Below are 14,364 nucleotides of genomic sequence, written 5' to 3' on the forward strand. Positions count from 1 at the left end.
TGTACATCCCTCCATATCGTCTTATTATAAAAGTCCTAGTGAATATCCGGAAATGATTTGCACTCATCAAACAGATGAGATTCTAAAAGATACATGATTTGGTATTTTTCTGCCAACTTTTTTAGATACGGAAGTACCTCGTCCTGACGTTCTGTTAATTGATCCAGCAGAACAAAAAAGTGCTGTTTTTCTTCTGCTGTTGCCGTCTTTTTAAAATATCCCCAAACGTGTTCATATGTATTTCTCTTCGATTTTAGATCAACCGGCATTCTTTTTACAATATCCAAGTGCTGATAAAATTGCTTGTTTTTCGTCTCTGACCACTGATTACCAGAAAAAAGCTGGCGTAACGCTAAATATTCTTTTTGTGATCGTGCCATGACATAATATTTCCATCGGGCCCATTCTTCTTGGCTCTCGCGCATCTTTCACACCTCTTTCTTTCATCTTAACACCTGACCAGTTGACTATTGAAGAAAAAGGCTCACTAGTTCATGTAACATTTGATTGAACATAGCAGTTGGGATCAACAAATAACGATGGAATTGAAAAATACCAATTAAAGATAGAAATAAATTCCATAATTGAACCTCTACTGAAGCCATGAGAGGTCCAAATGAGGTCGAGACAAAAGTGTTTCTTACTTTTGTCCCACACTCGTTTTTGAAATTTCCAAAAAACCTGACTTTTGGACGCCGTTTATTTGAGAGAGGCTGGGACAGAAGTGTTTAACTCCGAGAAATAAGAAGAAATGAACGAAAATTGCTTTTCAAATTTTTGTGAATTTCGGCTTATTTCCGAAGGAGTTGCTTCTGCTCCAACCGTTTACTCAAGAGTCTGTAGCAAATCTGATTTTTAGATCTCTCCCACGTTCGTCTTGTTACTTATCTATGGTCTAAGAACAATAATACTATGGGGGAATTTCTCTATATGTATTTACACTCTCATTTATTTTCTTAAATCCTAAAAAGACCTTGGAATCCCCATTATTCCAAGGTCCAATTTCTAGAAGGGTTTAATAAATTTTTTAGAGGGTTTCTAGAAATCTCATCGCTACACACTTAATTTAGCATGTTTGAATATATTATTTTAACCAACTATTACCTTAACATAATCCACTAATTGACAAATTCCACTTGATATCAAACTAAAAAAGCAGTTTCATTTAATACAATTCAAAAGAAAACCCGCAAAGTCATTAAAACCATCGTTATCGCACCGGTTATGAGCATCGCTGCTTCATAGGCGACAGGTGTTTTTTCCAACTGCTTAGGTGTTAGCTTCACAATTGCAACATCAGGAGATCCCGTTTGCAAGTATTTTTCATAGGCGTAGGTTTTTGGGATGAGACCGACTGTCACGTTTTTGGTATTTTTTCGCAGACGTTCCTTCAACTCATCGAAGGTCACGACTTCCCAATAGATCTTCGGATAATCCCGCATCACTTGCCGCAAATTTTCATAATTGAAGGTCATGGGATTTTTCGGTTGATTCTTTTGACTCATCTTTTGATTATCCACCAATACATAGCCAGTGGTTCGACCGGCGACCGCTCCCTTTGGTGCCATTTGCCGCATGAAATCTTCCGCGCCAATTTTGATTGCTTTAATGGAGGGCTTGGCTTGCTTGATCAACGGAAAATAACGTTGAGACATGGAAGTGACTGCCACCGCCTCATATTCAGCGATCTTTTCAGGTGTCAAATCATAGCCCGGCACGGTTTCCCATTCATAGTCTGAATAGTCTATTTTGAGATAATTTAATAACCGAGGGACATAATTTTGGTCTTGACTGGACCAAAAGATTCCATCGGGAGTTTGAGTTGCTGTAACTGGTATCAAACCTTTCATTTCGAAATCGTCTGACGGGTGACGAAAATCCGTTCCGCCAATTGCGCTTGGGTCAAATCTTGTGAGACCCGTAATTTTTTTAAACCTTCACCAAATGTCATTTTCCCACTTCCCTTCTTCTTCATTGTAGCAAAATAGCTTTTTTGGGGAAGAAAATCTTGTCAAAAACCATGTCAAAGTGAGCCGACATCCTATTAAATCAAGTTTTCCAAAAAGGACTCACTGATCTTAGTCTTGCACCGATCAGTGAGTCCACCATTAATTATCCTATTTTTAACTGGTTCTTATTTGTCCTCACTCTTTGAAAATTTGCTAGTTTTATTTATAAAATCAATATCTCGTCGAATACCTTCGTGAGGGAAGTTCCATACTCCTTTGATTAGTTGAATCTTGATTAAACAAGTATTTTCGTCATTATCGTCGTTGGCTTGCTCATACCATTCGGAAAAAATATTGCGGACGGTTTTCATTATTTGGACATTTTTTTCGTCATTGACCCAACCGAGATTTTCGGCCATGCCCTCTGCAGTGAAACTTTCAACCACAATACCAATCGACACTGCTGGATTGACCGTCAGCTGTCGCACTTTGTCAGTAGTAGCATAAGATGTAACGTAGAAGGCTCCGTCAAGATAGACTGCATCGACTAATCGTACTACTGGTTTTGATAAGCCATCATCCGTTGTCTCAAGCGCGATGGTTGAAAGAGCAATTAGATTATCTTTATCTCCAAGTTTCTCTGATAGATATTGCATTTCTTCATTATAGGTTGTCATTGAATTCTCTCCATTTCTTAGTTACAAAAATAGTTTCATGGCAATCGTTTTTACGCATTTTTTTCTGTCAAAACGTCAGTCAAAATAGAAAAGCAACATTCTTTACGTTGATTGAAAACCTGTGCTGATTTGTATTGCTATTGCTTTCACACTAAATTGTTACTCAACAAAAGCTTCCACACATCATCATTTAATTATTTTATCATTATATTGTAATTCTTTCACTTTTTAACTTTTTTTGCAATAAGGCGTACTTCATCATGATCAGTTTTATTTTTTACAAAGTTTCCTTGTTCGTCTCTACCTACACTCTGTCCACTAATATCATCTGGATAATACTTCCGAATCTCATTCTTCTTTTTTAATACATACAGATTTATTTTTTAAATCCAAGATTTTTTTCAGTCGTCAGTTGTTACTTAGTCAAATTTTTATTGGCACGTTACACGTTCTCCTCATCGATCACTTCTGTACGAACAGAAAGATAGGATTCCAGATATTTTAAACGTCCTCAATCATTTTTAAGTCCCCCCTTTCCGCCTACATGTCCACCAGCATCTAGTACTGCTAGTTAAATTAATAAAAGAGGTCGAGCCAAAGGTCGTTTAGGTTTGGGAAATTTCAAAAAAAAAAAACGAGCAATACAAATAACGTATTGCTCGTTTTTTTGAAATTTCCGAAAAACCTGACTTTCGGACACCGTTTATTCGAGAGAGGCTGGGACAGAAGTGTTTAACTCCGAGAAATAAGAAGAAATTCACGAAAATTGCTTTTCAAATTTTTGTGAATGTCGGCTTATTTACGAAGGAGTTGCTTCTGCTCCCGCCGTTTATTCGAGAATCTTTACCAAAACTGAATTCTAGATTTGTCCCACATTTTTATAATCATTTTGAACTATTTTCAGTGAGTATTTGAGAGATTCCTGTTTCAAAAGAGGTAATTTTAAAATCAGGAAATGTCTTTTTGAATTTGTCGGATACAAAAACATTATCGACCTCATATCTAGGCAGTAACTCATCTAATTCCCGTACCTTTTTACTGAAAAGCTTAGCTACTTTAAATTGCCATAAAGGAATGACTTTATACTTCAATGATTTATTGAGTATTTTTTCAGAAATATCGATCATATCTTGAAAGGTATGAGGCTCATCACAAGGTAAATGCCAGATCTGACCATAGGCTGTTGGTGTATTTCCAATCAGTGCCATTGCTCGGCTAGCATCAGGGGTCCATATCAATGTACGCAACGTATCTTTATTGACAGGGATAATTGCGGTAGCGTTACTTTTGACTTTGTTTAGTACCAGCGTATTTGTGATGCTCTGTGTTTTACCTGGTCCATAAAACTCTGGAGCGCGACAAATAACTGCTTCTAAACGACCCGTTTCCATTTCGCTTACTATTAATTCTGCCATCCTAGAACGTATGACAGATTTTCTTCCTACAGGTGAATAGTTAGTATTTTCATTCTGTGGTGTACTATCTTTTGGATACATATATGTGTTATCAAAAAAAAACAAGCTTACTGTTGGATTCTTTGCAAGCCTGAATGACATTCGTAGTAATTTTAAGAAAATTGTTTTCCCAAAGATCAGAGTCCATTGGTAAGCCAACGGTGAAATAAACAATATCACTATTTTCGATCGCTTTCTTGGTTTGATTAAAGTCCATTAAATCTGCTGAAACCAGTTGATCCGTAGGGTTGATTTTTTTAGGTTTCCGACTGACTAATCGAATATCGGTTGTATAATGTTTGAATAATTCTTTTGCTAGTTCATGGCCTATTTGTCCATTGCTTCCTAAAATTGTTTGCATGTCTTTCGCTCCTCAAGATATAATTTTGCGACAGCTCGTACAGAAAATGGATTTTGCCCGGTAATAATCCGCCCATCTTTTAATGCAAATTCCTTATAGAATCGTTTTTTTTGAAATAGAGCATTTCTTTCTTCAGCTACTTTTTGATTAAAGAAAGGAACAACTTTCGCTTTTCCTGCCAAAATTTCTTCTGCTTTTGTAAAGCCAGTAATTCTTTTTCCAGAAATCAAAAAGTTGCCTTCACTATCTTTAATATTGAATAGTCCAGCTACTCCATGACAAACAGATAGAATATAACCATTATTTTCATAAATGATTCGAGCAATTTCTTGTATTTCTTTATTATCAGGAAAATCCCACATCACACCGTGTCCCCCGGTATAATAAATCGCATGATAATTATTGGGATCTATATCTTTTGGTTTTTTCGTATTTATCAAACCTTCTTGCACAAATTTTTCTTCTGAATATATATTCATGATATCTTTATCTATATATTTCATGCTCCTAGGGTCTAGAGGAACAAATCCACCTAAAGGGCTTACGAAATCAACTTCCACATTATTTTTATAGAGTTCATCAACAAATTCCGCACTTTCACCTAACCAAAGCCCCGTTGCTTCATTTGTACCAGCATATTTATTACTATTGGTTTCAACAATCAATACTTTTTTCATAAATTCTCCCTCTCAGTCTCATTCATGATGCTAACAACATTATTTAAAAAGTTTTGAAGCTTCTTGATCTCAGTTTGCTCATGGTCAAGATAGTAAAAATTTTTTGTTCCCTCTTGCTTGAAATTCACAATCTTTGCATCTTTTAAAATTTTTAAATGATGTGAAATCGCAGGTCTAGATAAATTAATTTCTTCTTGTAATGAAGTCACTTGTAGTCCCGCACAATCTTTTTCTTCAAGCAAGCGAATAATGATTGCTTGCCTTTTTTTATCACCAAGGGCAATTAAAAAATCGCTCAAATCATATAACTCTTGTTTTAACAGCGAATAATCAACCAAAATAATCTCTCCTTTAATGGTTCTAAAGTTTAAACCATTAAACCATATAAAAAAGATTATTTCAATAAAATACACTCGAACCCTTGGAAATAAGCTAAATGAACAACATGAAGTGAAAAACAACCTGATCAAGATCATAAAAAGATTCCCATTCAGCTTTAGGACTTTTCGTCACCATGGAAAGAAAATACTGATCCAGTAAAACCTTGGGGAAATTATTTGATCATACAAAAAAAGTGGAGGACAAAACTAAAAATCAGTTTTGTCCCACACTTCCAAGTGATTTGACTACCACACTATTTGGCTTAGAGCCAAACAAATGTGAAAATCACCTATTTTTACTGATGTTCAACGTGTTTCAATGTTTGTTCCAAAATATCTAATACGTGGAAGTCATCTAAGCTGTACAAGATTGCTTTTCCTTCACGATGTGATTTAACGACATGATTTTCTCTTAACAAACGTAACTGATGGGAAACAGCTGACTGCTCCATTTCAACTGCTTGGCTGATTGCTGTGACGTTTTGTTCACCATCTTTTAAATAGATCAAGATTTTTAATCTGGTTGGATCACTTAATACTTTAAACAACTGACTGACTTTTTCTACTTCGCTTTTCTGGTTGTCTGACAATCGGTTCACCTCCATCGAAAAAGACTGACTTCTAAAGTTTACCACTTTTTCTGTCAGTCTCAAGTCTTTTTATTCTTCTGTCATTTCTTTGATCGTTGCTTCATACCGGTTGATTTTATTTTCAGCATCCTCGGCAGATTCGCCTTTGACTCCGATATAAAACTTGATTTTCGGCTCTGTTCCTGAAGGTCGAATAGCGATCCAGCCATCTTCCTCCAATACGTATTTCAATACATCAGAAGGTGGTATCGTCAATTTCTCAACGTTGCCTTCAGTGTCTGTTTTTGTCAATTTTTTGAAATCTTCTGTTTGAAGGACCTTAGCACCGGCGAATTCAGTTGGTGCATTATCACGGAACTGTTTCATTAGCGCAGCGATCTTAGCTGACCCTTCTTGGCCACTCATGGTAACAGATATCGTTTTTTCCGCATAGTACCCATATTTTTCGAAAATCGTTTGTAATCCATCATACAATGTTTTTCCTTGTTTTTTATAGAAAGCAGCAACTTCGGCTAATAGTAGCAATGCTTGGATCGCATCTTTATCCCGCACAAATGGTTTCACTAAATAGCCATAGCTTTCCTCAAAACCGAACATGAAAGTTTGGGAATGATCTTCTTCAAATTGGTGGATTTTTTCTGCGATAAATTTGAAACCTGTTAAAACATTCAACATCTTTGCGCCATAGCTTTCTGCAATAGCTGCAGGTAATTCGCTAGAAACAATCGATTTAAGAACAGCAGCATTTTCAGGAAGTGTGCCGCGAGATTGATGTGCTTCTAGAATGTATTGAACCAACAATGCACCGATCTGGTTTCCTGTCAGTACCTTGTAAGTACCGTCTGGCTGACGTACAGCCGCCCCTAAGCGGTCGGCATCTGGATCAGTAGCAATCAATAAATCTGCGTCTTCTTTTTCACCAAGACGCATCGCATATTCAAAAGCAGAATGTTCTTCTGGATTTGGTGATTTGACTGTCGTAAAGTCTGGGTCTGGGATTGCTTGCTCTGGTACTAATACAAATTGTTCAAAACCAGCTTGTTTCAATGCTCTTTCTCCAAGCATCTTACCTGTCCCATGTAATGGGGTGTACACTAATTTCAAATCTTTCCCCATTGTTTCGACTAACTCTTGATCGATCGTTACAGCTTTGATTTCTTCAAGATAAGCATGATCCACTTCTTCCCCGATAATCGTGATCAAATCACTTGCCTTTGCTTTTTCGTCTTCCAGTACTTCTACTTTCAATGGATTGCTTACTTCACGAACATATTTTGTCAATGCGTCCGCGTCAGCTGGCGGCATTTGCCCACCATCTTCTCCATATACTTTATAACCATTATAAGCGGCAGGGTTATGTGAAGCTGTCACCATGATACCCGCAAACGTATTCAAATGACGGACCGCAAAAGATAACTCGGGTGTTGGTCGTAAACTTTCAAAAACAAAAGATGGAATATCGTGTTGTGCCAACGTTTTTGCAGCTTCCATTGCAAATTCTGGTGATTGATGACGTGAATCATACGCAATTGCTACCCCACGTTTTTTTATTTCTGTTCCTTGTGTATCCATGAAACGTGCAAGCCCTTCTGTAGCTTGTCTGACCGTATAGATGTTCATTCGATTGATTCCAGGACCTAAGATTCCTCGCATGCCAGCTGTCCCGAATTCTAATGGTGCATAAAAAGCATCTTCCAATTTTTCAGGATCTTGACGCAGATCATTTAATTGTTGTTTTAAATTTTCTTCTAAATTTTCTTCATTTGCCCATTGCTCGTATACTTGTTCCCAAGACATGAAGCTAACACCTCTTTCTAAAATATGTTCCTTCCTTAGTATAGCATTCTCTTTTTATATAGAAAAGCGCATGACACGAAAACAATACCCTATTCTCAGACAAAACCACCGTTTTTTGTTTTGATACGATTAAAAGAAAAACACTCAAAAAGAGGTGTTCAAGCATTTTTTGGTAGTAACTATTTTTGAACTCAACTCTCATTATCCACCAGCAAATGCCATGGTGGAATCAAACGATTGTTTCTATGAACGTTCATAGCCCATAGGAATCAGTTAAAACACTCCTATTTTTTAACAATCTGGTTCTATTTTTTTGCAAGACCTTGCTTGTTTAGATAGTCTTTCATTCCCATTCTAGACAATCGATGGAAACTGTTTACTGTGCCATCTCCCCACGTTTTATTACTAGAATTACCGATACGGTTAGTATAATATCGTCTTGTTGTTTCTTCATATTCATTGCTGATTTCATCTGTATCCTTGTTGTATTTGTCTATATGGTAGATACCCGCCATTGGAATCCTAGGTTTCAATTCATTTTTAGCTTTTGGATATCCTACAACTAATCCAAAAACGGGAAAAACATATTCTGGTAATTCTAACAGGTCAGATATTTCTACAATAGCATCGCGAATACCACCAATATAACAAACTCCCAAGCCCATCGATTCTGCTGCAACAGTCATATTTTGTGCGGCTAAACTCGCATCGATCGCCCCTGCTAGAATAGCATCAACTCCTTCGAGCATTGGTTGGATATCAATATTCCTTTCTTGTGATAACTGATGTAATCTTTGCAGATCTGCACAAAAGACAAAGAAGTGACTACCTTCGGAAATAAAAGGCTGATTTCCAGCTAGTTCAGCAATCTTCCCTTTTAATTTATCATCCTCTATGCCAATAATCGTGTATGCTTGTAAAAAACTTGCAGAAGATGCGGACTGAGCAGCCAGTATCAATTCTTTTACTTGGTCTTCATTAATTTTTTTATCCAAAAATTGTCTAACTGAAACATGTTTTTTTAATAATTCAGTGGTTTCATTCATGTGAGATTTCCCCTTATCCTTTAAATTACGTCCTATATTACCATTTTTGTACTGATCACTCAAAAAAACATTTGGTCGAAAGATTCCACCTGTTTCTATGGTATAAATGTAGATATCAAAAGAAGTCGAGACAGAAATCGTTTCGATTTGAGAAATTGGAGAAAAAAAACGATGCCGGAACATTACTTCTTAAGATAGTCATTTATCGATAAACTTCCTGTACAGACATATCTGTTTATCCCCACTAAAATGGACCACTCCCCGACAAATAGCCAGAGAGTGGTCCAAAATCTCGATTATATCTATTTTTCATTCTTTTTATCTATTGTTGGAACCAATAATAGAAGTAGGAAATGACGCCTAAACGCCCACCTTTAGCAATTAACGCTATACTTTTTGCCTAGGCTTCAGTTGGTTCGCCTAATGATTCAAGATATTTATACACTTGTTGTCCAGCAATCCCACCATCTCCAACAGCTGTTGTGATTTGACGTAGGTCTTTTTCACGGACATCGCCGATTGCGAAGACACCTGGCATCGTTGTACGCATGTCTTGATCCGTTGGAATCCAGCCTGCTGCATTCGTCAATCCTGCTTTTTTGAATGGTTCAGTTAATGGATCAAGTCCCACATAGATGAAAACACCATCAGCCGCTAATTCGACTGTTTCATTTGTTTTGACATTGTGAGCTTTGACTCCTGTGACGACCATATCATTCCCGATGATTTCATCAGTGATCGTATCCCAGACAAAAGAAATCTTTTCATTTGCAAAAGCTCGATCTTGAATGATTTTTTGTGCGCGCAACTCATCTCTACGGTGAACGATCACTACTTCGGAAGCAAATTGAGTAAGGTAGATTGCTTCTTCTACTGCTGAATCTCCTCCACCGATGACCACTAAACGTTTGTTGCGGAAAAATGCACCATCACAAACTGCACAATAAGAAACGCCACGTCCAGCATATTCTTCTTCGCCTGGAACGCCTAATTTACGGTGGATACATCCTGTAGCAATGATCACTGTTTTTGCTTCATAGCTTTTGTCTTCACAGATGACTTCTTTATAATCGCCATGGTCTTTGATATCTTGAACGATACCATACACGTTTTCAGTGCCAAATCTTGACACTCCTTCATACATTTTATACGCTAAATCCGGTCCCATGATCGAATCGAAGCCTGGATAATTTTCTACTTCAGCTGTATTGTTCATTTGTCCCCCAGGAGCACCTTGTTCGATCATAGCCACTGATAGATTTGAACGTGAAGCATACAATGCGGCAGTCATACCAGCAGGTCCCGCACCAATTACGATAACATCATACATATGTACATTCCTCCATTTAGAAATCAAGTAAGCTTACTTTACAGCCTATACCAAAAAAAGTCTATTGTTCTGCTTACAATTTCGAATAGACTTATTATACTCGAAAATTCAGCTTAAAAACAATAGACTTTTTAGACTATCTTTAATTACTTAGATCTTCTCCATTTGTTGCAATCACTTTTTTATACCAGTCAAATGATTTTTTCTTTGAACGTTTCAGTGTTCCATTTCCGTAGTTATCACGATCCACGTAAATGAATCCATAACGTTTTTTCATTTCTCCTGTTCCTGCAGAAACTAGATCGATACATCCCCAAGTCGTATAGCCTAACAAATCAATTCCATCTAATTCCACTGCATCCTTCATCGCTTGGATATGCTGTGCTAAATAATCGATACGATAATCGTCTTCAACGTAGCCATTTTCATCTGGAGTATCGATTGCGCCTAAGCCGTTTTCGACAATGAATAAAGGTTTTTGATAGCGATCATAGATATCGTTCATCGTTATACGCAATCCTAAAGGATCGATTTGCCATCCCCATTCACTTTCTTTTAAATAAGGATTTTTCGCCGACGCAAAGATGTTTCCGGCGGTTTGCTCCAATAATTCTGGATCAGTGGTAGCTACTCGTGAAGAGTAATAAGAAAATGAAATAAAATCGACAGTATGTTCTTTTAAAAGTGCCAAATCTTCGGATGTCATATCGATCACGATCCCATCACGTTCCATTTTCTTAAGAGCGTATGCCGGATATTCTCCTCTTGATTGAACATCGATAAAGAAATAATTCTCATGATCTGCCTGTCTTGATGCCCAAACATCTTCTGGTTTACAAGTGAACGGATAGTTGGTCCCCGCTGCTAGCATACAGCCCACTTTATTTTCTGGATCAACTTCATGAGCAATCTTCGTAGCGATCGCACTAGCTACTAATTCATGGTGGGCAGCTTGATATTTGATTTGTTCAATATTGTCGCCTTCTTCAAAGTAGAGTCCAGCACCCATAAATGGAGCGTGGAGGATCATATTGATTTCATTGAATGTTAGCCAATAATGGACCAAACCTTTATAACGATTGAAGATCACCTGACAAAGGTTTTCATAAAAACCGATCAGTTCCCGTGATCGCCAAGCACCATATGCTTCGACCAAGTGCATTGGGCAATCGAAATGTGTGATGGTCACCAAGGGTTCAATGCCATATTTTTGGCATTCCTTGAATACATCTTCGTAGAATTTCAATCCTTCTTCATTTGGTTCCTTTTCATCCCCTTTTGGAAAAATACGACTCCAAGCGATGGACATCCGATAGGTTTTGAAACCCATTTCTGCAAATAGTGCGATATCTTCTTTGTAGTTGTGGTACATATCGATTGCTTCTTTTGCAGGATAGAAATGTTCCTCATCAAAATCAAACATCTTTTTTTGACCAGTAATCACAGAAAATCGATCCTCACCGATAGGAACGACATCGACATTCGCTAAACCACGACCACCTTCATCATAGCCACCTTCACATTGATTGGCAGCTGTAGTTCCGCCCCATAAAAAATCTTTTCTAAATGCCATTATATCTCCTCCGTCACTTTGATTAAATTTCGTGCAACTTCATCTTTTACTTCAATACCTTCTTCTTTCAAACGGTCGATCATTTGCTTGAATTGTGGTAAATACGCTTCATGGGCAATAAACAATTCATCCATGATTCGCTTGGCAGTCTCGCCAGAACGGACCAACGGGTTGATTGTAAAGGCTTGGAGTGCTGTGCCATAATCGCCTGTTACAGCTGCTTCGATCGTCAATAACTCCATGTTCTTCATCACTTGGAGCCAGCCTCTTTCTGCAGGTGGTAAAGAACCGAAGGCAACATTTCTGGCTCCATTCGCACCCACGTAAGCTGTCACTTCAACTACACAATCCGCTGGCAGATCAGGGACTGCTCCATCATTTTTCGTAGAAACCACGATTTGTGTCTCTTTATTCCCATAGATAGAAGCAATCGTTTCGCAAGCCGCATCTGAATAATACGCGCCTCCACGTTTTTGTAATTGTTCTGGCTTATGGTCTAACTTAGGATCTTTGTATAATTCAAATAATTCTGCTTCTGTTTCTTTCACTTGTTGTGCTCTTGTTCCGATCGTTCGATACTCCTCTAACGCATGATGAAGCATTTCTTCTTCCCGATAGTAATAGCGATGGTATCCACAAGGAATCATTTGCATTTGTTTTAATTGTTCTTTAAAGAAAGGAACATCAAAGATATTCTTCGGTAAGCCATTATCATCCGCATACAATCGATCAATCAACTCATTTGTACGATCATTCCCTTTCGCATCCGCTACTTTATGCCAATGGAAATGATTCAACCCAGCAAATTTATAGATAAGATCTTCTTTCGCCTCTCCTAACATTCCTGGTTCCGTCATCATGGCCATTACAGGAACATTGCACAGACCGATGACTTTTTCCCAGTGTCCGTAACGCACAACTGCTTCTGTGACCATCCCACTTGGATTAGCAAAATTGATCAACCAAACATTCGGGCAAAGCTGTTTCATTTCTTCTACGATAGCCAAGACGACTGGGATCGTGCGAAACGCTTTGAACATTCCTCCCGCACCATTCGTTTCTTGCCCTAACATACCATAGTAAGCAGGGATACGTTCGTCTTTCACTCGTGCATCAAACTGGCCAACTCGAAACTGCGTGGTAACAAAATCGGCGTCTTTCAATGCTTCTTCTCTGTTTAATGTCGCATAGATCTGAACGTCATATGGGGAAGCATCCCACATACGCTGTGACATTTCACGGACGATCCTTAGTTTTTCACTTCCTTCTTCCACATCGACTAACCATATTTCTCTAATAGGTAATTCTTCATATCGCTTAATAAAGCCTTCCATCAATTCAGGGGTATAGCTACTTCCTCCGCCAATCGTTGCAATCTTGACTCCTTGCTTCATAGACTCACTCCTTCATTTTGTTTACAACTATATTATGTTTCTTGTAAAAAAATATCTCAATAATTTGTCGCTTTTTTGAATATTGATTTACAGATATTCGTTTATATACAGATTTATTTGTAAAAATCCTGCAAACAAAGCTAGTAACAATTGACACTACCTTGTACAACGTTTACAATTCATTTACACAAAATTCTAAAAAACTGCAAAGGAGATGCAGCATGTTATTACAGGAGAAAATAAAACAAACCTCTTTTTCACCATCTGAAACTGTTGTTATCGAATTTATTCAAACGCATAAACATCAGCTAAATGAATTGACGATTCAACAAATTGCCAAAACATGTTACGTTCATCCTTCTACATTGATACGGATAGCAAAGAAACTCGGCTTTAGCGGGTGGGTGACTTTTAAAGAAGCTTTGGTTACAGAAACAGAATATCTTGAAGGCAATTTTCAAGAAGTCGATGCCAATCTTCCCTTTTTAGAAAACGAAGGGATCATGACGATTGCAAACAAAATTGCTTCTCTGGAACGGATGACGATTGAAGATACGTTATCTCTCCTCCATCACGATGAACTACAAAAAGCAAAACAGCTTTTATTGAGAGCAAAAAAAATCGTCCTTTTTTCCAGCAACTCCAACACATTGATTTCTCAAGACTTTATGCTAAAAATGAAACGGATCAGACACGATGTCACAATAGTCACAACTTTCGGGGAAACATACTACGAAGCCTATAACTGTACCCCTGACACCTGTGCAATCTTGATCTCTTATACTGGAGAAAATAAAACGATCCTACGTACAGCAGCCATTTTACAGGAAATCCACGTTCCCATTTTGGCTCTAACCAGTATTGGAGATTCGACCCTTTCTTCTCTCAGTACAGCTGTATTACGCATGACTACAAGAGAACGCTTATATTCAAAAATCAGTAACTTTACCATCAACACATCGATCTGTTATTTGCTAGATGTGTTATACGGATGTGTGTTTGCAGAAGATTATCAAAGAAATCTAGATCATCTGATTAAAATCGGTCAAAAAGTGGATAATCGGCCAATCAGTTCATCGATCATGGAAGAGCCCTCCACTTATTTACGCAACTCTTAATCGTAAGTGTGCTCCGTT

Annotated in this window: 13 protein-coding genes and 3 pseudogenes; 3 read left to right on the forward strand and 13 right to left on the reverse strand. The window is 37.7% G+C overall.

Features of this window, described 5'->3' with window-relative positions:
- Nucleotides 1-35 precede the first annotated feature (35 nt).
- Nucleotides 36-425 (reverse strand): YbgA family protein, encoded by a 390-nt coding sequence (locus ED2_RS05985; protein ID WP_016177456.1) that lies wholly within the window; start codon nt 423-425, stop codon nt 36-38.
- A 288-nt stretch (nt 426-713) separates the two neighbouring features.
- Here ED2_RS05985 and ED2_RS16340 point away from each other — a divergent pair.
- A pseudogene (locus tag ED2_RS16340) lies at nt 714-827 on the forward strand (DUF3788 family protein); the annotation flags it as partial.
- A 348-nt stretch (nt 828-1,175) separates the two neighbouring features.
- Here the strand turns inward: ED2_RS16340 and ED2_RS05990 are convergent.
- From ED2_RS05990 to ED2_RS06000, 3 genes are all read right to left on the reverse strand, one after another.
- Complete coding sequence (locus tag ED2_RS05990; RefSeq protein WP_016177455.1) at nt 1,176-1,850, reverse strand: hypothetical protein; 675 nt, start codon at nt 1,848-1,850, stop codon at nt 1,176-1,178.
- A complete protein-coding gene (locus ED2_RS05995; protein ID WP_016177454.1) occupies nt 1,847-1,951 on the reverse strand; it encodes a helix-turn-helix transcriptional regulator in 105 nt (34 codons plus the stop codon). The genes ED2_RS05990 and ED2_RS05995 overlap by 4 nt, the downstream gene beginning before the upstream one ends.
- A 183-nt stretch (nt 1,952-2,134) precedes the next feature.
- Complete coding sequence (locus tag ED2_RS06000; protein ID WP_016177453.1) at nt 2,135-2,626, reverse strand: pyridoxamine 5'-phosphate oxidase family protein; 492 nt, start codon at nt 2,624-2,626, stop codon at nt 2,135-2,137.
- A 705-nt stretch (nt 2,627-3,331) separates the two neighbouring features.
- Between ED2_RS06000 and ED2_RS16345 the strand changes: the two are divergent.
- Nucleotides 3,332-3,463, forward strand: a pseudogene (locus tag ED2_RS16345) (DUF3788 family protein); the annotation flags it as partial.
- Between the two features lie 47 nt (nt 3,464-3,510).
- Here ED2_RS16345 and ED2_RS06005 read toward each other — a convergent pair.
- From ED2_RS06005 to ED2_RS06050, 9 genes and pseudogenes are all read right to left on the reverse strand, one after another.
- Nucleotides 3,511-4,441 (reverse strand): annotated as a pseudogene (locus ED2_RS06005) (NAD-dependent epimerase/dehydratase family protein).
- Nucleotides 4,426-5,118 carry a type 1 glutamine amidotransferase domain-containing protein gene (locus tag ED2_RS06015; protein ID WP_016177450.1) on the reverse strand — a complete coding sequence of 231 codons (693 nt, stop codon included), beginning with the start codon at nt 5,116-5,118 and terminating at the stop codon, nt 4,426-4,428. The pseudogene ED2_RS06005 and the gene ED2_RS06015 overlap by 16 nt, the downstream one beginning before the upstream one ends.
- Nucleotides 5,115-5,456, reverse strand: coding sequence for an ArsR/SmtB family transcription factor (locus ED2_RS06020; RefSeq protein WP_005880347.1), 342 nt, complete (start codon nt 5,454-5,456; stop codon nt 5,115-5,117). Before ED2_RS06020 ends, ED2_RS06015 begins: the two co-directional genes overlap by 4 nt.
- A gap of 338 nt (nt 5,457-5,794) precedes the next feature.
- A complete protein-coding gene (locus tag ED2_RS06025; RefSeq protein WP_005880349.1) occupies nt 5,795-6,088 on the reverse strand; it encodes an ArsR/SmtB family transcription factor in 294 nt (97 codons plus the stop codon).
- Between the two features lie 69 nt (nt 6,089-6,157).
- Entirely contained in the window at nt 6,158-7,885 is a 1,728-nt protein-coding gene (locus tag ED2_RS06030) for a phospho-sugar mutase (protein ID WP_016177449.1), read from the reverse strand.
- 305 nt (nt 7,886-8,190) lie between these two features.
- The gene (gene nfsA / locus ED2_RS06035) at nt 8,191-8,931 is read right to left on the reverse strand and encodes an oxygen-insensitive NADPH nitroreductase (RefSeq protein ID WP_025481382.1); all 741 of its coding nucleotides are present in this window, start codon (nt 8,929-8,931) and stop codon (nt 8,191-8,193) included.
- Nucleotides 8,932-9,331: 400 nt separating this feature from the next.
- Nucleotides 9,332-10,285, reverse strand: coding sequence for a thioredoxin-disulfide reductase (trxB, locus tag ED2_RS06040; RefSeq protein ID WP_255209470.1), 954 nt, complete (start codon nt 10,283-10,285; stop codon nt 9,332-9,334).
- 118 nt (nt 10,286-10,403) lie between these two features.
- On the reverse strand, nt 10,404-11,834 hold the full coding sequence (locus tag ED2_RS06045) for a 6-phospho-beta-glucosidase (protein WP_016177446.1): 1,431 nt from the start codon (nt 11,832-11,834) through the stop codon (nt 10,404-10,406).
- On the reverse strand, nt 11,834-13,228 hold the full coding sequence (locus tag ED2_RS06050) for a 6-phospho-beta-glucosidase (protein WP_016177445.1): 1,395 nt from the start codon (nt 13,226-13,228) through the stop codon (nt 11,834-11,836). Before ED2_RS06050 ends, ED2_RS06045 begins: the two co-directional genes overlap by 1 nt.
- A 221-nt stretch (nt 13,229-13,449) precedes the next feature.
- On the opposite strand from ED2_RS06050, the gene ED2_RS06055 reads away from it, so the two are divergent.
- Complete coding sequence (locus ED2_RS06055) at nt 13,450-14,346, forward strand: MurR/RpiR family transcriptional regulator (RefSeq protein WP_016177444.1); 897 nt, start codon at nt 13,450-13,452, stop codon at nt 14,344-14,346.
- Nucleotides 14,347-14,364 lie beyond the last annotated feature (18 nt).

Source organism: Enterococcus durans NBRC 100479 = LMG 10746 (assembly GCF_001544215.1).
In the GTDB taxonomy this organism is placed as follows: domain Bacteria; phylum Bacillota; class Bacilli; order Lactobacillales; family Enterococcaceae; genus Enterococcus_B; species Enterococcus_B durans.